Origin of the sequence: Streptomyces sp. FH025 (genome assembly GCF_017427025.1) — a bacterium.
In the GTDB taxonomy this organism is placed as follows: domain Bacteria; phylum Actinomycetota; class Actinomycetes; order Streptomycetales; family Streptomycetaceae; genus Kitasatospora.
In genome coordinates this window covers 1-22,285 of the sequence record NZ_JAFLNG010000048.1, presented here as the reverse complement: position 1 = coordinate 22,285, position 22,285 = coordinate 1, and the positions used below count along the sequence as shown (strand labels likewise).

The 22,285-nt window shown below is 74.1% G+C and carries 16 protein-coding genes; 7 read left to right on the top strand and 9 right to left on the bottom strand.

All coding sequences use genetic code 11. The annotated features are described in order from the left end of the window. The 4 genes from J0670_RS05970 to J0670_RS05955 all read right to left on the bottom strand — a co-directional run. Positions 1-2,553, bottom strand: a 2,553-nt coding sequence (locus tag J0670_RS05970) for an amino acid adenylation domain-containing protein (RefSeq protein WP_207810331.1), incomplete at its 3' end; no start/stop codon positions are given. Positions 2,554-2,656: 103 nt separating this feature from the next. Further along, positions 2,657-4,954: an ABC transporter ATP-binding protein/permease gene (locus J0670_RS05965; protein ID WP_243436587.1), complete on the bottom strand. Its 2,298-nt coding sequence runs from the start codon at positions 4,952-4,954 to the stop codon at positions 2,657-2,659. A gap of 191 nt (positions 4,955-5,145) precedes the next feature. Continuing rightward, positions 5,146-5,481, bottom strand: coding sequence for a DUF5132 domain-containing protein (locus J0670_RS05960; RefSeq protein WP_207810330.1), 336 nt, complete (start codon positions 5,479-5,481; stop codon positions 5,146-5,148). A gap of 309 nt (positions 5,482-5,790) precedes the next feature. After that, positions 5,791-7,485 carry a DUF885 family protein gene (locus J0670_RS05955; RefSeq protein WP_207810329.1) on the bottom strand — a complete coding sequence of 565 codons (1,695 nt, stop codon included), beginning with the start codon at positions 7,483-7,485 and terminating at the stop codon, positions 5,791-5,793. Between the two features lie 222 nt (positions 7,486-7,707). Between J0670_RS05955 and J0670_RS05950 the strand changes: the two genes are divergently transcribed. The 5 genes from J0670_RS05950 to J0670_RS05930 are packed head-to-tail and all read left to right on the top strand — an operon-like array spanning position 7,708 to position 14,224. Then, entirely contained in the window at positions 7,708-9,291 is a 1,584-nt protein-coding gene (locus J0670_RS05950; protein WP_207810328.1) for an ABC transporter substrate-binding protein, read from the top strand. 13 nt (positions 9,292-9,304) lie between these two features. Then, on the top strand, positions 9,305-10,273 hold the full coding sequence (locus J0670_RS05945) for an ABC transporter permease (protein WP_207810327.1): 969 nt from the start codon (positions 9,305-9,307) through the stop codon (positions 10,271-10,273). A gap of 2 nt (positions 10,274-10,275) precedes the next feature. Then, positions 10,276-12,141: a dipeptide/oligopeptide/nickel ABC transporter permease/ATP-binding protein gene (locus tag J0670_RS05940; protein WP_243436586.1), complete on the top strand. Its 1,866-nt coding sequence runs from the start codon at positions 10,276-10,278 to the stop codon at positions 12,139-12,141. Continuing rightward, positions 12,138-12,929 carry an ABC transporter ATP-binding protein gene (locus tag J0670_RS05935; RefSeq protein WP_207810326.1) on the top strand — a complete coding sequence of 264 codons (792 nt, stop codon included), beginning with the start codon at positions 12,138-12,140 and terminating at the stop codon, positions 12,927-12,929. Before J0670_RS05940 ends, J0670_RS05935 begins: the two co-directional genes overlap by 4 nt. Continuing rightward, positions 12,926-14,224 (top strand): FAD-binding oxidoreductase, encoded by a 1,299-nt coding sequence (locus tag J0670_RS05930; protein WP_207810325.1) that lies wholly within the window; start codon positions 12,926-12,928, stop codon positions 14,222-14,224. The genes J0670_RS05935 and J0670_RS05930 overlap by 4 nt, the downstream gene beginning before the upstream one ends. Here the strand turns inward: J0670_RS05930 and J0670_RS05925 are convergent. Beyond that, entirely contained in the window at positions 14,214-15,278 is a 1,065-nt protein-coding gene (locus tag J0670_RS05925) for an alpha/beta fold hydrolase (protein WP_207810323.1), read from the bottom strand. The genes J0670_RS05930 and J0670_RS05925 overlap by 11 nt on opposite strands. Positions 15,279-15,530: 252 nt before the next feature. On the opposite strand from J0670_RS05925, the gene J0670_RS05920 reads away from it, so the two are divergent. Next, entirely contained in the window at positions 15,531-16,871 is a 1,341-nt protein-coding gene (locus tag J0670_RS05920) for a glutamine synthetase family protein (protein WP_207810321.1), read from the top strand. Between the two features lie 191 nt (positions 16,872-17,062). Here J0670_RS05920 and J0670_RS05915 read toward each other — a convergent pair whose 3' ends face one another. Further along, positions 17,063-17,620, bottom strand: a complete 558-nt coding sequence (locus tag J0670_RS05915) for a GNAT family N-acetyltransferase (protein WP_207810319.1) — start codon at positions 17,618-17,620, stop codon at positions 17,063-17,065. Continuing rightward, the gene (locus J0670_RS05910) at positions 17,617-18,885 is read right to left on the bottom strand and encodes a type III PLP-dependent enzyme (protein ID WP_207810317.1); all 1,269 of its coding nucleotides are present in this window, start codon (positions 18,883-18,885) and stop codon (positions 17,617-17,619) included. The genes J0670_RS05915 and J0670_RS05910 overlap by 4 nt, the downstream gene beginning before the upstream one ends. Positions 18,886-19,353: 468 nt before the next feature. Here J0670_RS05910 and J0670_RS05905 point away from each other — a divergent pair, with 468 nt between their 5' ends. Then, positions 19,354-19,701 (top strand): RICIN domain-containing protein, encoded by a 348-nt coding sequence (locus tag J0670_RS05905; protein WP_207810315.1) that lies wholly within the window; start codon positions 19,354-19,356, stop codon positions 19,699-19,701. Positions 19,702-19,825: 124 nt separating this feature from the next. On the opposite strand, the gene J0670_RS05900 is transcribed toward J0670_RS05905, so the two are convergent. After that, positions 19,826-21,274, bottom strand: a complete 1,449-nt coding sequence (locus J0670_RS05900) for a carboxylesterase/lipase family protein (protein ID WP_207810314.1) — start codon at positions 21,272-21,274, stop codon at positions 19,826-19,828. Between the two features lie 20 nt (positions 21,275-21,294). After that, positions 21,295-22,285: 5'/3'-nucleotidase SurE (surE, locus tag J0670_RS05895; protein WP_207810312.1), on the bottom strand; the 991-nt coding region annotated here is incomplete at its 5' end.

The window sequence follows — 22,285 nt, the reverse complement described above, 5'->3', positions numbered from 1 at the left end:
CCAGCGCACCAGGTCGCCGGTGCGGTACATCCTCGCGCCCGCCGGACCGTACGGGTCGGCCACGAACCGCCCGGCGGTCAGACCCGGCCGGTTCAGGTAGCCCCGGGCCAGGCCCGGGCCCGCGATGTACAGCTCGCCCGGCACACCGGCCGGCAGCGGCCGCAGGGCGCCGTCGAGCACGTACAGCCGCGCGTTGGTCACCGGCCCGCCGATGACCGGGCGCGGGCTCGACCCCATCGACGCGACCACCGAGTTGACGGTGCACTCGGACGGTCCGTAGAAGTTGCGGCAGGACACCCCGTCGGCCGCCCGCAGGTCCGCCCACAACCGCTCCGGGACGGCCTCGCCGCCCGCCGCGACCAGCGCCGGGCGCCGGTGCGGATCGCTCAGCAGTCCATGGGCGACCAGCACCTGGAGGTAGGACGGAGTGGCCTCGATGAAGTCCAGCCCACGGCGCGCGGCGTGGTCGACGAACGCCTCCGGGTCGGTCCAGGTCGCGTGGTCCAGGACGTGCAGCTCGTGCCCCGCGAACAGGGCGAGCAGCTGGTTCCACGACGCGTCGAACGACACCGACGTGGTCAGGGCGATCCGCAGCCGCCGTCCGTCGGCCACCGGCGGGAGGTGCACCTGCCGGAGGTCGGTGAGCAGGTTGAGCAGGCCGCCGTGGGTCGGCAGCACGCCCTTGGGCCGACCGGTGGAGCCGGAGGTGTAGATGACGTACGCCGGGTGGCTCGGATCGACGACCACCGTCGGGTCGGCCGCCGGGCAGGCCGCCACCAGGGCGGCCGACTCCGGGGCGTCGAGCACCAGCCGGTCGACCGGACCGCCGTCGGGCAGACGGTCCACGCTGCCGGAGTCGGTCACCACCAGGGTCGGCCGGGCGTCGTCGAGCAGGTAGGCGATCCGGGCGGCCGGGTACTCGGGGTCGACCGGGACGTACGCCGCGCCGGTCTTCAGCACCGCGAGGATCGCCACCACCAGCTCCGCCGAGCGCGGAAGCGCCACCGCCACCAGCCGCTCCGGCCCCGCGCCCCGGGCGATCAGGGCGTGCGCCAGCCGGTTCGCCCGCGCGTCCAGCTCCGCGTACGTCAGCGAGACGTCGCCGCACACCAGCGCGACGAGGTCCGGAGTCGCCCGGACGTGCTCCCGGAACAGCTCCGGCAGGCTCGTGGCCGGAGCCGCCGCCACCTGCCCGGTGCCGAGGGCCGTCAGCTCGCGCTGCTCCTCGGCCGTGAGCAGGTCGATCCGGCCCACCGCCTCGTCGGGGTCGCAGTCCGCGACGGCGTCGAGCAGGGCGAGCAGCCTCTGCCGGTGCGCGGCGAGGTCGTCGTCGCCGTACGCCTCGGGCGCGCCGTGCAGCCTGAGGAGCGGGGGGTTGCCGTCGCGGTAGTCGAACACCCAGACGGCGAGGTCGGTGGTCGACCCGGACACGAAGTGGTGCACGGAGGCGGGGTGCCCGGCGAAGGTGGGCCTGGCGTTGAAGGCCATGATGTTGACGATCAGTGGGAACGCCGTGCCGATGCTGCCGGGCGCGCCGAGGTCCCGCAGCAGGTCCTCACTGCGGTAGCGCTCGTGCGCGACGGCCGCCTCGACCTCCCGTGCGACCTGGGAGACGAGGTCGCGCCACGGCGTGTCCGGTCGCACGGTCAACCGCAGCGGCACCACGTTGGACATCGTGCCGGGCACTGACATCAGGTCGCGGTCGGAGCCCCGACGGGCGGTGACGGGGAGGGCGAGCACCACGTCCTGGGATCCGCTCAGCCGGTGGGCGTAGAGCGCCGCCGCCGCGATCACCAGGCGGGACCAGCGGACACCGGTCCTGCCCGCCGCCGCCCGCAGCGCCTCCGGGCTCCGCAGTTCCCGCTCCTCGGCCAGACGCAGGGCGCGGTGCGGATCGGTGGCGGAGGTGTCGGTGAGCCGGGTCGGGGCGGGCAGGTCGGCGAAGCGCTCGGTCCAGTAGGAGCGGTCGGCGGTGAAGTGGGCGGACGAGCGGTAGGCGGCGTCGCTGTCGACCAGGTCCCGTAGCGAGCCGAACGGGCAGGGCGGCACGGCGCCGCCCTCGGCCAGCGCCGAGTACACCTCGCCGACCCGCTGGCGGACCATGGAGCTGCTGATCGCGTCCAGCACCACGTGGTGGTAGTTCAGGTACCAGAGGAACTCGGTCGGCGACAGCTTGACCAGCGCGTGCCCGAACAGCGGGTCGCGCGCGAGGTCCAGCGGGCGCATCAGGTCCCGTTCCATCCACTCCATGGCCGCCGCACGGGGTGCGGGCTCCCCGCTGAGGTCCAGGTGTGCCGGTGCCCAGTCCCAGGTCTCGCGGAGGATCTGGCGCGGGCCCTCGCCGTCGTCGACGAAGGTCACGTGCAGGGCGTCGACCTCGTCGACCACCCGGCGCAGCGCGGTCTCGAAGAGCTCCGGATCGACCGGCCCGTGGATCTCCAGGCACTCACCGACGCGGTAGCCGGGGATCGGTGTACGGGAGCGCTGCTCGGCGAGCCAGATCTCCCGCTGGGCCGCGGTCAGGGGAAGGACGTCGCCGTCGCGACGGGACATGGGGGTACCTCCGGAAGTGTGGGCGGGCAGGCGCGCAGGACGCGCCGGGCCACGCCGACCGCGGTGGCGTCACGCGGTCGGCGGGCGGGGCGGCTTTCTGCGGTCAGGCGGCGATTTCGCCGGCCTGGAGCTGCCAGAGGGATGCGTAGAGTCCGTGCCGGGCGAGGAGTTCGTCGTGGGTGCCCTGTTCGGCGACGATGCCGCCCTTGTCCATGACGTAGATCCGGTCGGCGTGGCGGACGGTGGAGAGCCGGTGGGCGATGATGACCATCGTCCGGTCGGCCGCGAAGCCGCGGAGCGTGCGCTGGATGGCGGCCTCCGTCTCGTTGTCCACGGCGGAGGTGGCCTCGTCGAGGATGACGACCGGCGCGTCCTTGAGGATCGCCCGCGCCAGGGCGATCCGCTGCCGCTGGCCGCCCGAGAGCGCGGCGCCGCGTTCGCCGATCACCGTGTCGTAACCGTCCGGCAGCGCCGAGACGAAGGTGTGCGCCTCGGCCATCGTGGCCGCCGAGACCACGGCCTCGTCCGAGGCCCCGAAGCTGCCGTAGCGGATGTTGTCGGCGATGCTGCCGTCGAAGAGGAACGGGTCCTGGGCGACGAACCCGATCGCGTGGCGCAGATCGTGCCGGGGCAGGTCGCGCACGTCCCGCCCGTCGAGCAGCACGCTGCCGGATCCCGCGTCCTGGAACCGCATCAACAGCTTGGCGACCGTCGTCTTGCCGGAGCCGGTGGCGCCGACGAGGGCGGTGACCTGCCCGGCGGGGATGGTCAGCGAGAGGTCGTCGAGCGCCGGCGGCCGATCCGGGTAGGCGAAGGTCACCCGGTCGAGGACGATCTCGCCCTTCACCGCCTCGACGTCGAGCGGTCCTCCGGCGCCCTCGGTCTCGACGGGCAGGGCCCGCAGTCGCCGGACCCTGTCGTAGGCGGCGAGGGTGCGCTGGTACTGGTCGACGATGCCGCCGAGCCGGTTCATCCGGAACAGCACCATCTGGGGCAGACCGATCAGCGGGCTGAACACTTCGAAGCGCAGCGTGCCGTTGAGCACCGAGCGGCCGCCGACCAGCAGGGTTCCGGCCATGGAGGCGGTCGTGCAGGCCCGGACGGTCTCGGCGTGGCGGATCGTGCTCCGGGCGGTCTGCTGGTTGCTCTCCTGGACCGCCTCGCTCAAGCCGTCGATGCGTTCGGCCTCGTAGTCCTCGGTGCAGAAGCTCTTGACGGTGGCACCGGCCTCCAGCGTGTTGACCAGCTGGCTGTGCAGCCTGGCCCGGTTCTCGCCGGAGACGGCGTAGTCGGCCGCGACCTTGTCCTGGTAGTGGAGCGACAGCCAGGCGATGACGGGGATGGGCAGGAAGGCGATCCAGGCGATCTGCGGCGCCATCAGCAGGAACACCGGTACCAGGATGGCCAGGCTGGTCCCCAGGTGCAGCACGTCGTTGGCCGAGGTGGCGAAGAACGTGCCCAACTGACCGACGTCCTCGGTGAGCGCACCGGCGACCCGGCTGGTCCGCTCGCCCTCCAGGTGCCGCAGTTCGAGGTGCTGCACGTGGGTGTACGTCCGGCTGCGCCAGTCGTGCTCGATGTCCTGGCCGAGCCTGCGCCACTGGAGGTTCGAGGCGTACGACAGGCCGGCCACGGCGGCGCAGGCGGCCGCCACCAGCCCGGCCAGTCCCCACAGTTGGGCGGACGCGGTGGTCAGGCCGAGGCTGACGAGCGGTGCGGCCTCGCCCTTGATGAGCACCAGTCCCGTCCAGCCGAGGAAGGTGCCCAGTGCCATCTCCGAGACCTGGCAGGCCACCGAGAGCGCGGTGGCGCGGTGGAGCCGCTTCCGGTGCGGTCCGACGATCTCCAGCAGGGGGTGGCGTGCGGCTCCGGTCCCGGACAGGTCCCGGGTCGTCCCGGCCGTCCTGCGCCAGGCCTTCCGGACGACGGCCGCGGTCGCGGCCGCGACCCCGCCGAGTGCCACCAGCTGCCTGCTCAGCGCCGACCCGCGGATCAGTGCGATGCCGGCCGCCACCCCGCTGCCCACGGCGAGGACGGGGCTCAGGACGGGAGCGCGGTCCGGCGGCGTCCCCGGTCCGGCGGTGGGCCGGGCCGCCGCCGGAGGTCCGGTCCTGACCGGACCCGCCGCGACCCGGGCCACCGCCCCGCGCATGATCCGGCCGACATCCGCGGCACGCAGCTGCGGTTCGTGCCGGACGAGGACCCCACCGGTGATCGGGTTCGCCTGCGCCTCGGTGATCCCGGGGACGCGGCGCAGGGCCGCGGCGAGGACTTCGGCCGTGCGTGGCCGTCCGAGAACCAGCTTGACGTCCCAGCGCTGGCGGCCCGGAATGACCGAGCGCGGGCTCGCGTCCAGATCCACGGAGCGGATTCCGGCTGCGGCACCCAGCAGAGATGGCATGTGTACGATCACCTGTTTGCGGAGGTCACGGGTGATCCGTCATCGGGCACGACGGAGCACTGCGACGGAGTGGGAATTCTGAAGGGGCGGGCCATGCGGCCGGAACGCCCACGGCCGACCACCGCGTGGACACAGGTCGCGAGCTCGGTCGCGGTGTGCGTCCAGGCGGCGGGTCAGGGCGTGCCGGTGCGTCAGTTCGACTTTCCGGCACCGGCGGTCGCACGGATCTTCGGGGCCCTCGCCTCGGCCTCGCCCAGGTCGGTCGCCTCGGTCCTCTCCTCGATCGGGGCCACGTTCTCGGCGGCGCGCTGGCCGTCGCCGGAGACGGCCTGCGCCGCCACCATGTCGGCGGCCACCTCGGCCGCGAGGTCGTGGATGTTCTCGCTGGCCTCGTGCGCGGCCTTCTTCACCTCCATGACGAGGCCGACGGACGTCTTGACGACGCCGCGCACCAGTGGCTTGAGGAGGCGCTTGGCCAGTGGCGCGACGACGAGACCGATCAGGAACGGCGGAACTACGGGCGGCATGGTGTTCCAACCTCTCTACGCAGACGGATGACAGGGGACCCCGGGCGCTTCGGACTCCGGAGCGCGCACAGCAGGACGGACGGAAACACCCCTCTCGCGGGACGACCGGCTCCGTCGCGGATTTCCCGCCGAACCGAATTCCTCGCCGATGGGTCCACCGCCCGATCTTCCGTCACCGTAGTCGAGTCGAGCTTGCCAAAACCAACCATTCCCAAAGGGATTCACTCGTGCGAGTGCATTCCGGACCATCAGCCGCAACGAATTACGGTATGCACACCAATTAATTAGGTCGATCGTCACATTTGGCAATCAACGGCGATCGTCGAGTTCCCTCACCACCCGACGGCGCAGGGCGGAGAACGGCAGCGCGCCTCCCCCCAGCACCGCCTCGTGGAAGGCCCGCACGTCGAACCCGACACCCCGGCCGGCCTCGGCCTCCGCCCGCAGCCGGACGAACTCCAGGTAGCCCGCGCGGTAGGAGAGCGCCTGCCCCGGCAGGTCCGTCGAGTACCGCAACAGGTCCGAGGCGATCTGCCCGTCCTCCTCGGTGGAGTTGGCGCGCATGAAGTCCCGCGCCTGCGCCAGGTCCATCGTCCCGAGGTTGAGCCCGGTGTCGACGACGAGCCGCTGCGCGGTGAACCGCTCCTGGGCGAGGCGCCCGTACGCGTCCCAGGGGTCCTCGTAGAGGCCCATCTCCCAGCCGAGCCCCGCCGCGTACTCGGCCCAGCCCTCGTTGAACGCGCCGAAGTCCGCCGCCTCGCGGCGCAACCGCGGCAGGGACGCGTTCTCCGCCTGCCGGGCGAGGTGGAAGTGGTGCCCGGGCGCCAGCTCGTGGTAGATCAGGGAGGCCGAGCCGATCAGGGAGCGCCGGTCCAGGTCCGAGCCGTTGTAGCGGTAGCGCCCGACCGCGCCGGCCGCGGTCGGAGCCTCGTAGTACCCGAAGGTCATCCCCGGCTCCAGCGCCGGGTCCAACCGGGCCAGCCCGTACGGTGCGGCCGGCAGGGTGGCGAACCACCGCGGCAGCAGCGGAGCCAGCCGGTCGAGGTGGCCGCGGAAGCGGGCCTCGACCTCCTCGGGCGTCCGGGCGTACAACCGGGGCTCGGTCCGGAGCCGTTCGTGGAACTCGGCCTCGGGCCCGTGGAAGCCGAGGGCCGCGCGCACCTCCCGCATCCGCTCGGCGAGTTCGCGGCACTGGTCGAGGCCCAGCTCGTGCAGCCGCTCGGGTTCCGTGTCGCCCCCGGTATGGGTCCGGACGAAGTCCCGGTACGCCTCCTCGCCGCCCTCGTAGCGCGCCCACCCGACGTCCTGCGGCGCCTCTCCCGGATACGCCGGGTCGTCGACGCACCCGAGCAGCCGGTCGAAGGACGGTGCCAATTCGCTCTCCACCAGTCTCCGCACACCGTCCCGCAGGCGTCCGCGTTCGGCCGGCCCCAACCCACCGAGCCGGTCGTCCGCCACCGTGACCCGGCGCACGGCGGAGGAGCGCAGGCCCTCGACGGTGGCCCGCACTCCGGCCAGGGCCGGTGCCGGCACCCGGAAACCGCGCGAGGCCTGTCCGACCACCTTGTCACCGATCGAGCCGACCACTCGCGCGAGCTCGCGCACCAGTTCCACATAGCGTTCGCTGTCGGCCCGTTCGGCGAAACGGAAGGGGCGAAGGACCGCGTCGACATACAGCGACAGCGGGAAGAGCCGGTACGGCGTGGCGGCGGGCGTCAGCCAGTACCACCGGTGGGCCCGCAGCTCCTGTTCCGCCAGCGCCACGAGGACGGCCGCGGTGTCGGCATCCGCACCGGACAGCTCCGTGTCGTCGAGCGCCCGGACCCGGGACAGCACACCCGCCGCGAACCGCTCCCGCTCCTCGGCCTCGGCGAGCGACGCCCCCGGCAGCGTGTCGACCGGGAGCCCCTGACGGACCCGCAGCAGCGGCTCCCGCTCCACCAGGAACTCCCAGTAGCGGTCCGCCAGGTGACCGACCTCGCGACCCGGTTCGTTCGTCGTCATGTCGACACAGTGTGGCGATGACGGACGGCCAGGCCACCCGGCCGGCGACGTACGGACCACAACACCCCCCGAAAGAGTGAATCAGGATCACCGCCACCGCCCTCCCGCGCCCGGCGCCCACCGCTCCCGGCCGGGGCGAGAGGCGGGTCATCCCAATCGAACACACCTTTTCCGCACGCCAGTTGACTCGTCATCGCCCATCCCCGATGACACCATGACGCCATGTTCCGTCGCCCCCTGCCGGTCGCCCTCGCGGCCGCCATGACCGCCGCGGCCGTCGCGCTGAGCGGCTGCGGCGGCGCGGCCAGGTCCTCGACGACCACCCCCCTGGTGGACCGCGGGACCGTCCGGATCGCGGCGGCCAGTGAGACCCCGAGCTTCGACCCGTACTCCACCTTCGGCGCCTCCCAGGCCCGCTACGCCTACGACTCCCTGGTCAACCTCGCCCCCGACGGCACCCTGGTCACCGGTCTGGCCTCCTCCTGGCAGGCCACGGCCACCACCGCCACCTTCGCCCTCCGCCCGGACGTCACCTGCTCCGACGGCACTCCGCTCACCGCCTCGGCGGTGGCCCGAGCGCTCACCCACGCGGGCGACCCGGCCAACCAGCTCGCCGGCGCCCAGACCGTCCTGCCGAACGTGCCGTTCACCGCGAGCGCCGACGACGGGACCGGCACGGTGTCGGCGACCACCGCGGCCCCCTTCCCCTTCCTCACCCGCACCATCGGCCTGCTGCCGATCGTCTGCCCCGCCGGACTCGACCGCCCCCGGTCGCTGGAGCGCACCAGCCAGGGCACCGGCCCCTACGTGCTGACCCGCTACACCCCCGGCGGGCCCTACGAGTTCACCATCCGCGACGGATACTCCTGGGGGCCCGCCGGGGCTACCACCGCGGAGCCCGGCCTCCCCGCACACATCGTCATCTCGGTCGTGCCCCAGGCCTCCACCGCGGCGAACCTGCTGCTCACCGGGGGCATCGAGATCGCCGACGTGAACGGGCCCGACCGCGCCCGGCTCACCGGCCACGGCCTGGCCACCGCCGACGTGGCGACCGTGGTCGGGCTGACCTTCTTCAACCAGCGCCCCGGCCGGGCACTCTCCGACCCGGCGCTGCGCCGCGCCCTGGTCTCCGCCCTGGACCGCCGAGGGCTCGCCAACGTCGCCGTCGGCGGCAGCGGCCGCCCCGCCACCGACTTCGGCGCCCAGGGTGCCGTCTGCCACGCCGACCTCGCCGACGCCAACCTGCCCTCGCGGAACGCCACCGAGGCCCTGCGCGAGGCCGGCTGGACCCGCTCCCCCGGCGGCCCGCTGACCAAGGACGGCCGGGAGCTCCGGCTCCGCCTGATCACCAGCCCCGACCTCGGCCCGACCCTGTCCTCCGTGGCCGAGCTGATGGCCCGGGAGTGGACGGCGCTCGGCGCGGACGTCGAGCTGGTCACCGAGAGCCTGCCCGCCCTCGTCAACGCCATGTACCGGAGCGCCGACTTCGACGTGGTGGTCGGCACCTCGCCGGGCTTCGCCCTGCCGGTCGGCTTCATCCCCTTCTTCTCCGGCCCCACCCCCGCCCAGGGCCTCAACTTCGCGGGCGTGACCAACCCCGAGTACGACGCCCTGGTCGCCCAGGCCCTCCGGGAGCCCGACACGACGGGCTGCGGTACCTGGAACCGGGCCGCCGCCGCGCTCTTCCGCGCGGCCGACGCCCTGCCGATCGCCGACGGCCGGAGCGGCGTGTACGGCTACCGCACCACCTTCGCCACCACCTTCGGCGGCCAGCTCGTCCCCACCAGCATCCGCCTCCACCAGTGACCGGGGGCCCACCGTGTCCGTACCCCAACTGCTGCGGCACCCCTGGACGGTGTTCCTCGGCCGCCGCACCGTCCGGCTGCTGCTCTCCCTCGGGGTCGTGCTCACCGCGTCGTTCGCGATGATCCGTCTCGTCCCCGGCGACCCCGTCCGCGCCGCGCTCGGCGTCGACGCCGCCCCCGCCCTGGTGGCCGCCCGCCGGCACGCCCTCGGGCTGGACGCGCCCTTCCCGTCCCAGTACCGGCACTACCTCGGCGGCCTCCTGCACGGCGACCTCGGCACCTCGCTGACCACCGGGACACCGGTCGCGGAGCTGGTCCGCACCCGGCTGCCGGCCACCCTGGAGATCGCCGGGCTCGCCTTCCTGGTCACCCTCGCCGTTGCCCTGCCCGGCGGCCTGCTCGCGGCCGTCCGCACCCGCGACGGCCGCCGCCCGCGCACCGAGGTGGCATTCACCGCCGTCACCGCCGGCCTGGCCGGGGTGCCGGACTTCGTCCTGGCCGCCGGGCTCACCGCGCTGCTGGCCGTCGGCCTCCAGCTCCTTCCGGTGGCCGGCGCGGCAGGCGTCGAGTCCTTCGTCCTGCCGGTCCTCGCCCTCTCCCTCGCGCCCACCGCCGTCCTGGTGCGCATCGTCCGGGTGGAGGCGCTGAAGGTGCTGGACGAGGACTACATGCGCACCGCCCGGAGCAAACGGTTGTCCCCCGCGCGGTACTACCTGCAGCACGCGGCACCGAACACGGCCACCGCCGCACTCACCGTCGCCGGGAGCCTGCTGCCCGCCCTGATCGCCGGCACCGTACTGGTCGAGAAGGTCTTCGCCTGGCCCGGCATCGGCTCCGCCATGGCGCAGTCCGTGGTCGCCCAGGACTACCCGGTGGTCCAGGCGATGGTGCTGGTGCTGGGTACCACCGTGCTGCTCGCCGGCCTCCTGGTCGACGTGCTGCTGGCCGTGCTCGACCCCCGTTCGGCGATCAGGGAAATGTGACCATGAGCCTTCCACCCGGCCTCCGGCGCTCCCCCATGGCCTGGGCCACCGCCGTCATGCTGGCCTCGCTCGTCGTGCTCGCACTGGTCGGCCCGCTGGTCTGGGGCTCCGCGGCCGACCGTCCGGACCCCTCGGCGGTGCTCCAGGGCCCCACCGCCGCGCACCCGTTCGGTACCGACAACCTCGGCCGGGACGTGCTCGCCCGGGTCCTGACGGCCACCCGGCCCTCCCTGCTGCTCGCGCTCGCGGCCGTCCTGCTCGGCGCGACCGCGGGGATCCTCCTCGGGGCCTCCACCGCCGTGCTCGGCCGACGCGCCCGCCGGCTGACCGCCGGGCTGATCAACCTCCTGCTCGCCTTCCCGGCGCTCCTGGTCGCGATGTTCCTCGCGGTCGTGTTCGGCGCGGGCGCCGTCGGGGCGATGCTGGCCCTCGCGGCCGCGGGCGTCCCCGGATTCGCCCGCCTCACCCAGACCCTCGCCGCCGGCGTGGCGGGCACCGACCACCTGGCCGCGGCGCGGGTCCTCGGCCTGCGCCGCCACCGGCTGCTGTGGCGGCACGTCCTGCCCAACATCGCCGAGCCGCTGCTCCTGAGCACCACCACCGCGGCCGGCACCGCCCTGGTCGCCCTCTCCGGGCTGAGCTTCCTCGGCCTGGGCGTCCAACCGCCCGGCTACGACTGGGGGCAGCTGCTCAACCAGGGACTCGACCGCGTCTACGCCGAGCCCCTGCCCGCACTCGCACCCGGTCTGGCCATCCTCTACGCGGCCCTGACGTTCCAGCTGCTCGGCGAGGTCCTGGCCGGGAGCGCCGCCCGGCGCACCCCGGCGCCGCGCACGCCGGCACCGACGACCGCCCCCAGCGGCCCCGCCGAGGACGGCCTGGTGCTCCAGGTCGAGGACCTCCACGTCGAACTCCCCACTCCTGACGGCGTGATCCGGGCGGTGCGCGGAGTGGGCCTCGCCCTGCGACCGGGCGAGATCGTCGGACTCGTCGGCGAGTCGGGTTCGGGCAAGTCGCTCACCGCACTCGCCATCGCCGATCTGCTCCCGTACAACGCCCGGGTGTCCCGGCGCACCCTGCGCCTGCTCGGGGCCGACCTCGCCGGCCTGACTCCGAAGGAACGGGACCGGCACCTCGCGACGGGCCTGGCGGTGATCTTCCAGAACCCTGCCTCGGCGCTCAACCCGTCCCTGCGGATCGCCACCCAGCTCACCGAGACCGTCCGGGCCCACCGGGGCGCGAGCCGCGCCCAGGCCGCTTCGGAAGCCGCCGACGCGCTGCGCCGGGTCGCACTCGCTCCGGCGCTGCTGCGCTCCCGCCCCCACCAGCTGTCCGGTGGCCAGCGCCAGCGCGTGATGATCGCCTCGGGGCTGATGGTGCGACCGGGCCTGATCATCGCCGACGAGCCGACCACCGCGCTCGACGTCACCGTGCAGCGGCAGATCACCCACCTGCTGTCCGAGATCCGGCGGGACACCCGCGCCGCCATCCTGTTCATCAGCCACGACGTCGCGCTCGTCGGGGAGTTCTGCGACCGCGTCCTGGTGATGTACGCCGGCACCGTCGTCGAGGCCCTGCCCGCCGACCGCCTCGCCGACGGCGCCCGGCACCCCTACACCCGGGCCCTGGTCGCCTCGGTTCCGGACCTGACCGCGGACCGCGACCGGCCGCTGCCGACCGTCGAAGGCGCACCGCCCGACCCGCTCGCACCCGCACCGGGGTGCCCGTTCGAGCCCCGCTGCCCGCGCCGCCGGGACCACTGCGCCGAGCAGACCCCGCCGTTGGAGAACCTCGACGCCGACCACCGGGTCGCGTGCTGGTACCCGGTACCGGTGGCGGCGGACCCGGAGACGGTGACCGCGTCATGACCGGCCTTCAGGTGACCGGCCTCGTCGTCCGCCACCCCGGCCCGCGCGGCCCGGTCACCGCCGTGGACGGCGTCTCGCTGGAGGTCCCGTCCGGTACCACGCTCGGTCTCGTGGGCGAGTCCGGGTCCGGCAAGTCGAGCCTGGCCCGCGCGATCGTCGGCCTCACCCCCGTGCACGCCGGCCGGGTCCTGCTCGACGGCCGGGAGGCCCGCACCCGCACCGTCCGCGACCGTCGCCGGCTCGGCCGCCTGGTCCAGGTCGTCCTCCAGGACCCGGACACGGCGCTCGACCCGCGGATGACGGTCCGCCAGACGCTCGTCGAAGCGGCCACCGTCTTCCGCCGGCTCGACCGGCCCGCCCGCACCGAGCGCGTCACCGAACTGCTCGGCCTCGTCGGCCTGGACCCCCGGCTCGCCGACCGCCTGCCGCGCCGGCTGTCCGGCGGGCAGCGCCAGCGGGTCGCCATCGCCCGCTCCCTGGCCGTCGAACCCGGCCTGCTGATCGCCGACGAGATCACCTCGGCGCTCGACGTCTCGGTGCAGGCCTCCGTCCTCAACACGATCCGACAACTCCAGCGGCGGCTCGGGCTGTCCATGCTGTTCATCGGCCACAACCTGCCGGCGGTCTGCCACGTCTCCGACGTGGTGGCGGTCATGCGGCACGGCCGGATCGTCGAGACCGCCCCCACCGAGGCCCTCCTGCACACCCCGCGGCACCCGTACACCCGGACGCTGCTCGCCGCCGTGCCGAGCCTGCGCACGCCACCGCCCGAGGAGGGGCCGTCATGACCGTCGTTCGACCGGACGCCGTGGTCGTCGGAGCCGGGGTGATCGGCGCGGCCGTCGCCCTCGAACTCTCGCGCGCCGGGCGGCAGGTGGTCGTCGTGGACAAGGCCGGCGCCGTCGGCCACGGTTCCACCAGCGCCTCCAGTGCGATCATCCGCTTCAACTACTCCACCTTCGCGGGCGTCGCCACGGCCTGGGAGGCGCAGCACCTCTGGACGTCCTGGCCCGACCACCTGCGGCTGACCGGCCGCCGCCCGCTAGCCGCCTTCCGCCGCACCGGTGCCGTGCTGCTCGACTCCCCCGCGGTCGCACCGTCCGAGACCGCCGCCCTGTTCGAGCGCGCCGGCGTCCCGTACGAACGGTGGGACGCCCCGACGCTGCGCGGGCGCCTGCCCGGGATCGATCCCGGGCGGTACTGGCCGCCGAAGCCGGTGGACGACGACGCCTTCTTCGCCGACCCGTCCGGCGAGCTCGGCGCCCTGTTCACCCCGGACGCCGGGTACGTCGACGACCCTCAGCTCGCCGCCCAGAACCTCGCCGACGCCGCGGCCGAGCTGGGCGCCCGTCTCCTCCTCCACCACACCGTGGTGGCCGTCGACCGGCACGCGGAGCGGGTGACGGGCGTCCGCCTGGCCGACGGCGCGCGGATCGCCGCACCGGTCGTGGTCAACGCCGCCGGCCCGTGGTCGGGCGGCCTCAACCGGCTGGCGGGGGTCGGGGGCGACTTCACGATCGGTGTGCGTCCGCTGCGCGAGGAGGTCCACCAGGTCACCGCACCCGAGGACCGTGCCGGCGGCCCCGTGGTCGCCGACCTCGACCTCGGCACCTACCTCCGCACGGCCCCCGGCGGGCACCTCCTGGTCGGCGGGACCGAGCCGGACTGCGACCCGCACGAGTGGATCGACGATCCGGACGAGGCCGATCCCCGCCCCACCGCCCGGCGCTTCCGCACCCAGGTGACCCGGGCGGCGCGCCGGTTCCCGGCGATCCGGGTCCCCAACCGGCCCCTCGGCGTGGCGGGCGTGTACGACGTCGCCGACGACTGGACGCCGATCTACGACCGCACCGCCCTCGACGGCTACTACGTCGCGATGGGCACCAGCGGCAACCAGTTCAAGAACGCCCCGCTGGTGGGCCGCTTCCTCGCCACCCTGATCGACCGCGTCGAGGCCGGCCACGACCACGACGGCGACCCGGTCCGCTACCGCTGCGACCACACCGGCAACGTGGTCGACCTGGGGGCCTTCTCCCGCCGGCGCCCCGTCCGGGCGGACTCCGCGCGGACGGTCATGGGCTGACCGCGCGCAGCTCGCGCACGAGGTCCCCGACCACGCCGACCACGAACTCGGGCGCCTCTCGCGGGAAGTCGTGGCCCGTCCCCTCCGGCGTGTGCACCAGCCTCGACGCCGTCGACGCCGCCAGGTAGCGAACCCTGCTGCGGAGGTAGAAGCGGCTGATCCGCTCGGCCTCGACCGCGTCCCGGGCGTCGGCCAGAACCGCCTCGCCGCCGATGAGGTCCCGTGGTATCACCAGCACCAGCGGGAGGTCTCCGAGATCCCCGTCGTACACCACGGTGTCCCAGCCCACCCTCGCCAGCCCGGACGGCGACAGCTCCGTGAAGATCGACGCGGCGGCGCAGCCCCGCCCGGTCCGGCCGCCGGTGCCCCGCTGCGCACCGAACAGCTGCCGCACCGCCGTCAGCAGGAGGCCACGACGCATCGCCGCGAGCCGCCCGTCGGGCGGTGCGAAGGCGATGACTTCCAGGGGCGTCGGATCCAGCAGCACGAGGCCGGCCACCAGGTCCGGTCGGCGCCTGGCCACGTTCGCGACCAGCAACCCGCCGAAGGAGTGGCCGACGAACACGAAGGGTGCCCGTTCCCCCGCCGCCTCCAGCGCCGCCGGCAGTTCCTCCGCCTCGACCGCCGTCGTCCGGGGGAAGGGCCCGACGTCGCTCCAGCCCGTCCCAAGTCGGTCGACCAGCACCGACCTGGCCCGGGTCGACAGCATCGTGTGCAGCTCCCGGAACTCCTGACCGGGGGCGTGCCCGCCGGGCATCCAGACCACTGTCGGCCCACCCCCGGCCTCCCCCTCGGCGAGGACGTGCATCCGGTGACCACCCACGTCGACCAGTTGCCCCGGTGGCGGATTGTCCCGTTCCTCGCGGGTCACCAGGACCAGGTGCCGAACGGCTCCCGCCGCCGACAGCGCACCGACAGCCATCGCCAGGCCGCCGAGTGCCACCGCCCAGGCCGCCCCCACCGCGACGAGGCCGACGCCCGCTCCTGCCACCACCAGCGCGACCGGCACTCCCAGCCAGTCCCGGCTCAGCGCTGCGAGCAGGGAGTTCGCCATCCGTCCGTCCCGTCGCATCGAACCTCCGCAACGGCAGTCGAAAACCGATCCCTCCCCGTGTTGTTCCCTCCTCCGTCCGCGCCGACGCCAGGCCTTCCTCCCCGCCGTCGCCCGAGAACGCACCGCGCCCGATCGGGGACCGGGAGTCACCGCAGCCCTCCGGTGTCACCCGCGGACCCGGCCGTTCACGGACGGGTGAACTCCCCGCCGATCCCCCGCGCACCGATCGCCGCCGACGCGAGCATGGGCGGCATGACCACCACGCATCCCCCAGCCGAACGGGCCGCCCGGGCCCGCGCGGCCGAAGCCCAGCTCGCCGCCGACGGAATCGACGGGGTGGTGTTCGGCTGGGTCGACAACGCCGGGCTCACCCGGGTGAAGTCCGTCCCGCTCGCCCAGCTCGAACACGCCGCCGAGTACGGTGTCGGCGCCGTGCCCTGTTTCGACCTCTCCCTGGTGGACGACTCCTTCGCCACCGCGCCTTCGGGCACCGGCCCGGTCGGCGACCTGCGGCTCGTCCCCGACCTCGACCGGCTCACCCCGCTCGCCGCCCAGCCCGGCTGGGCCTGGGCCCCGGCCGACCGCTACACCCAGGACGGCACCCCGCACCCCGGCTGCCAGCGCCACTTCGCCCGCCGGGCCACCGAGGCCCTCGAACGGCACGGGTTCTCGGTGCGCGCCGGGATCGAGATCGAGTGGGTGGTGGCCGACGCCGCCGGGGCCCCCGCGACGACCGGGCCCGCGTACGGGATGACCCGCTTCATCGAGCGCTCCGGCTACCTGCGGGACGTACTGCGCGCCCTCACCGCCCAGGGGCTGGCCGTGCTCCAGGTTCACCCCGAGTACGCCGCCGGGCAGTTCGAGGTCTCGGTCGCCGCCGAGGGACCGGTCGAGGCGGCCGACACCGCGATGCTGGTGCGCCACACCATCCGGGCCGTCTCCGTCGGACACGGCCTGCGGGCCTCGTTCGCGCCCGTCTTCACCGAAGGCTCGATCGGCAACGGCGGCCACCTGCACCTCAGCCTCTGGCGAGAGGGCCTGAACCTCGGGCACGGCGGCCCCGGCCGCCACGGGCTGTTCCCCGAGGCCGAGCGGTTCCTCGCGGGCGTGCTGGCCGAACTGCCCGCCCTGCTCACCCTCGGCGCGCCCGGCGTCGCCTCCTACCTGCGGCTGGTCCCCTCCCACTTCGCCGGGGCCTACCGCTGCTGGGGCCTGGAGAACCGTGAGGCGGCGCTACGCCTGATCGCCGGCTCCACGGCCCGGCAGGCCAACGCCGAGCTGAAGTGCTTCGACGCCGCGGCCAACCCGTACCTGGCGATCGGCGGCGTGCTGGCCGCCGGACTCGCCGGCCTGGACGCCGGCCTGCCCCTCCCGCCCGAGACCACGAGCGACCCCGCCGCCCTCGGCGACGCCGAGCGCCTCCCGGCGAGCCTGCCGGAGGCGATCGACGCGTACGAGAAGTCCGACGTGCTGCGGCAGGCGCTCGGCCCCGAACTGTACGAGAACGTGCTGGCCGTCCGTCGGGCGGAGGCGGAGCTGTTCGCGATGCACACGGATGCGGAGGTCCTCGAGGCCGTCCGCTGGCGCTACTGACGAGCACCGGTTCCACTCCGCCGCCTCCCCGGCGACGCCACGCCCGCGACCCAGGTGGACGCCGGCGTGGCGTCGTCCGAGGTGAGGGAGCGGGGCAGGCGGCGTCGCCGTCGAGCGTGAGGAGCCGGGAGCGGCCCACCGATGGCCGGTTGGACGCTGCGGAACCCTGTCGGGTACGAGGGATGTCCGCATCAGCCCACTTCGGCTCTGCGTGAGGACTCAGGGGTCGGATCGGTGGCAGCGGGTTCCAGCGGCTTCGCCATGTAGACCGCATCGGCGCCGTAACTCGCGGGCAGCCCGATCTCGGAGCGAGTGCGGTAGCCCAGCGGGGCCCACACGGCCTGTGCGCCGAGGACGGCGACCAGCGAGGCCGTCCGGTAGCCGGCCGCCAGCGCGGTGCCGTGCAGGTGACGCATCATCCGTGGGGCGATGCCCCGGCCGCGCAACGTCTCGGTGATCACCACGTCGTGGGTGTGCAGATTGCTCCCCCGGTGGCTCTCCTCCACCGCGCCTTCCTCGGCCAGGCTGAGGTCCGGGCAGCGGAACAGCGGGTACGGCAGGGCGAGCAGGTAGCCGCCGAAGCGGCCCTCGTGCTCCAGCACGAAGCAGGTCGAGGGCGAGGCCCGGTGCCGGGAGCGCAGCGCCTCGCGGCCCTCGGAGAGGCCGCTGGCGGCGTAGGCGCGCTCCTCCAGCGCGACCACGGCGTCCCAGTCCTCCTCCCGGAGCAGCCGGATCCTGGTGTCGGTCATGAGTCGCCTCCGTCCGGGCCGCCGCCGACGCAGGTGTACGGCAGCGGCGCGAAGCCGTTGAACCCGCGGGTCGCGTAGGCGGTGGCGTACGCGCCGCAGGAGTGGATCCAGACCGGGTCACCGGAGGCGATCGCGCGCGGGACCCGCACCCGGCCGCCCTCCTGCGCGTACGCGTCGTCGCTGTCACAGGTCGGACCGGCCACCACGGCGTTGACGAACTGACCGCCCGGGTGGGTCGGGAACTCCAACCGGTACTGCAACTGGTCCATCTCGTACAGGCCGTTGAACTTGCCGCAGCTCAGGTACAGCCAGTCCTCGCCGGTGCCATCGAGGCGGTGGCGGGAGGTGAGCCGGGCAACATGGGCGCGGATCGCCCCGTGGTCGGCGACCAGGTGCCGCCCGGGCTCCAGCAGGAACTCCAGCGGCGCGGCGTTGACCGCGCGCAGCCGTTCCATGCCCTCGCGGATCACCGCGAACATCTTGTCCAGCGGCGGCTCCAGCGGGCGTCCGCGCCGGTCGAGGACGCCCAGGGCGGGCAGGCCGCCGCCGAGGTTGATCCGCTCCGGAGTGATGCCGCGCCAGTTGAGCGCCTCCAGGACGGCCGCCAGCGAGTCGATCGCCGCCCCCCACGCCTCGGCGGTCATCTGCTGCGAGCCGACGTGCACCGACAGCCCGGACGGCACCAGCCCGGCGGCGCGGGCGGCGTCGAGCACCCGAACCGCGTCCTCGGGCGAGCAGCCGAACTTGTGGCTCAGGCCCCACAGCGCGCCCTCGCCGGTGGTCGCGAGGCGGCAGAACACCCGTGAACCGGGGGCGTGTTCGGCGATCGCCGCGACGTCCTCCAGACTGTCAGTGGCGAAGTCCCGCACGCCCAGCCGGTAGGCCTCGGCGATGTTGCGGTCGGACTTGACGGTGTTGCCGTAGTGGATCAACTCGGGGGCCACACCGGTGCTCAGCGCCTGGGCGACCTCCTGCGGGCCGGCCGCGTCGAAGCCCGAACCGAGCCGGGCGAGGTGGGCGAGCACCTCGCCCACCGGGCAGGCCTTCATCGCGAACCGCACCGCCACACCGGGCAGTTCGGCACACAGCGCGGCGTACTGACGGCCGATGCCGTCCAGATCGTAGACGAGGGTGTCCTCGGTGGCGGCCGCGAGCGCGGCCCGCAGAACGCTGTGGTCGTGCTGGTCGGGGCGGGGCACGGTGAGTGCGTGCACGGTGGCCGGCGCGATCGACGCGCAGTAGCCGGTTCTGCCACGGTCAGCCATCCGGCGTGGTTCGGCGGTCGGGCGCATGTCGCTGGTCTGAGGCCTCACGTGTGAACTTCCGGTCCGACTAGACGATTGATGCCAAGGGATTTGCTGGCACGCATGAGATGAAGCGAGGGAGTCCGAAGGCCGGCTGTGACGCCTGACCCGGACTCCCTCTCCCGCCGCACTCTACGTACTTCCGGAGCCCGCTCCTCCACCTGCTGTGCACCCTGCACGGCCTGACCGGCGCGAGGGCCGACGAGCGCGAGCCCCGGCTCGGCAACTCCGCGCCGATCCCCACCTCTCCACGCCCTGCCCCGGGCTACCGTTCGACGTACAGAACCACCCGAACGACGTCGGTGTGGGCCTCCACCGCCTTGACGATCAGGTCGACCGGACGCACCAGGAGCCGTCGACGGCGCCCCGGGCTCCGAACGGCCCCTGACCGCAACTGCCCCCGGCGGGTCGGTCCGTTACGGACAGCTCGTGGAGAGGAGCCTGGTCAGCGCCTGGAGCCAGGTGGTCCAGAACCCCGACACCGGCGGCTACAACCAGCAGTGGAAACTGTGTCACTACGAGAACGACAGCGAGGTCTTCATCTTCCGCAACCGGTCGAACGAGAACTCCTGCCTGGGCATCTGGAAGCAGAACCCGAACGACCCGAACGAGGGGCTGGCCGACGGTTCCAACTTCAACGTGTCCGACTGCTCGGGTTGGATCTACGGCAACCAGCAGTTCCGGATGCTGCACACCTCGCCCCCTGACGTTCCGGCGCCCGGGCTCCGGGCCTCCCCTCGCCTCGGCCGCCTCCGGCGGTCCTCGGGAGGACAGTGATCGGGCGCGGAGCGGCGACGTGGTCTCCCTGCGCGTCCCTTCCGGTGAGCCGGGGCCGCACGAGCGTGCACGTGCGGCCCCGGAACGGCAGCGGGCCGCACGTGCGCTTCCCCCGTCCCCCGCGTCAGGCGAGCCAGATGTCCCGGACGGTGCGCAGCGGGTCGTGGTCCACGCGGGGTTCGACGGTCCAGCGCATGGTGGCGCGACCCTGGCGGTAGGGCGGCCAGGTGGCGCCGGGGTCGAGGTCGCGGATGAAGGAGACCCAGGCTCCGTGGACGGCGTCGGCCAGTGACTGCGGCGGCTCCGCGCCGAGCGCCGCCTCGACGCCTTCGGCGTCGAGCAGGTCGAAGGCGAAGGGCAGGTCGATGCAGTGGTAGGCCTGGCCGGTGCGGCCGGGGGCGGTGCCGGTCCAGTCGAACTGGTAGAGCCAGGTGGGCCGTCGGCGCTCGGCGCGGGCGTCGGTGAGGGCCAGGGCGGGGGCGCGGAAGAGCCAGTCGGTGATGGCGTCGCCGCCGTTCGCGCCCGGGTGCTCGGCGAGGAAGCGCGCCGCGCCCCGCTCGTCCAGGCCCAGGGCGCCGAGCAGGCCACGCAGTTCGTCCTCCGGCTCGGCGCCGCCGTCCCCGTCGGGGGCGGCGAACTCGTGCGCGGTGAAGCCGAGCAGCAGCGGCACCTCCGCGTCGGGCAGCGCCTCGGGCACCGGCAGTGGTATCAACTCGCCGTCCGCGAAGGGGGCGAGGGAGAGCATGGGCAGGGTGTCGCCGTCCGGGCCGGCCTCGCTGAGCGCGTCCTGGAGGTCGAGCAGGCGTTCGTCGGTCAGGACGCGCAGGGCGGCCGCGGTGGCGGGCACGCCGGTGCGGGCGGTGAGGGTGCGGCCGACGGCTTCGGCGGTCGCGCGGTCCTGGGGGCGCATCACCGCGCCGGAGACCGAGATCGCGGCACGGAACAGTGCCCGGGCGGACGGGGTGGCGAGCAGGGTCTGGACGGCGCCGCCGCCCGCGGACTGTCCGGCGACGGTGACCTTGGCCGGGTCTCCGCCGAAGGAGGCGATGTTGTCGCGGACCCACTCCAGCGCGGCGATCCAGTCCCGGACCCCGCGGTTGTCCGGGGCGTCCGGCAGGTGCAGGAAGCCCTCGATGCCGAGCCGGTAGCCGATGGAGACCACGATCACGCCGTCCCGGTTGAAGGCGGCGCCGTCGTACCAGGGGCTGGCCGAGCAGCCGGCGACGAAGCCGCCGCCGTGGATCCAGACCAGGACGGGCAGGCCGGCCGCCGGGGCGAGGTCGGGGGTGAACACGTTGAGGTTGAGGACGGACTCGCCCGGGATCGTCGGCTCCGGGATGGTGGTGACCTCGGCGAAGGGGCGGCGCTGCGCGGTGGGCCCGTAGGCGGTGGCGTCGAGCGCTTCGGTCCACGGCCGGGGCGCCACCGGCGCGGCGAACCGCAGCTCGCCGACGGGCGGCTGGGCGTACGGGATGCCGAGGAAGCGGGTGCTGCCGTCGGCGCGGCGCTCGCCGCGCACCGGGCCCCGGGTGGTGGGGACGACCGGGTGGTCCTGCGGTCCTGTGCTGGTCATGCGGTGCTCTCCAGTGGGCGTCACGAGCGTGGTGCGTCGTGCTCGATGTAGTGGCGGAGCCGGTTGAGCTCCTGGGGGTCGGCCGTCCGGACGCCGTAGGTGCGGTCGGCCGTGACGGGGGTGACCGAGACGTGCCCGTCCCGCAGCAGGGCGGTGGCGTCGGCGTCCGGGACGGTCTCGGTGCAGGCGTCGCCGGGCCGGTGCTCGCACTCGCCGAGCGTGATGGCGAAGCTGTCGGTGCCGGCGGGCTCGTAGGCGTGCCAGACCTCGCGCCCGTGGCCGACCCTGGTCCAGCGGGCGGCCTTGGCGGGGCCCGCGGCGGTGACGTCGGGGTAGTCGATCTTGAGCGCGAACTCCGTGCCGAGCAGGCCGCGGGCGCGGAGCCCGGCGATCAGGCGAGCGCCGAAGTCGGCGGTGGCCCGGTAGTCGGCGAGTGGGAAGAACACCCCGCTGTCGTCTCCGGCCGAGGAGAAGGCGAGCGCCGGAACGCCTTCCTCCACGGCGGCCAGGGCGGCGCCGACCGTTCCGGAGTCGTTGACCTGGGCGCTGACGTTGGGGCCGGAGTTGATGCCGGTGACCACCAGGTCGGGCCCGTCCGTCCAGCCGGTCCTGGTGGCGAGGGCGGCCCGCAGGGCGAGTTTCACGGTGTCGGCGGGCGTGGCGCTCGGGCTGTCCGGGCCGCAGGGGCCGGCGGTCAGGCAGACCCCGTAGACCGGGGAGCCGGACGGCGTGCCCGCGCAGTCGCCCCCGTAGTCGGCGGGCAGGTCGGTACGGCGGCCCAGGGTGAGGACACCGTCGTTGCTGACCGCGGTGCCCGCGCCGGAGCGCACCTGCCAGGGGGCCATCACCACCACGTCCGCTCCGGCGGCGCACAGCGCGCGGCGCAGTTCGTACAGCCCGAGGCCGTCGGAGTTCGACGCCTTGGCGGCCCGCATGGAGTCGTCGTTGGTGAGCAGGACGCGAAGGCCGGCCAGTGGGCGGGCGGCGGCGGGCCGCGGCTCGGCGGCCGAG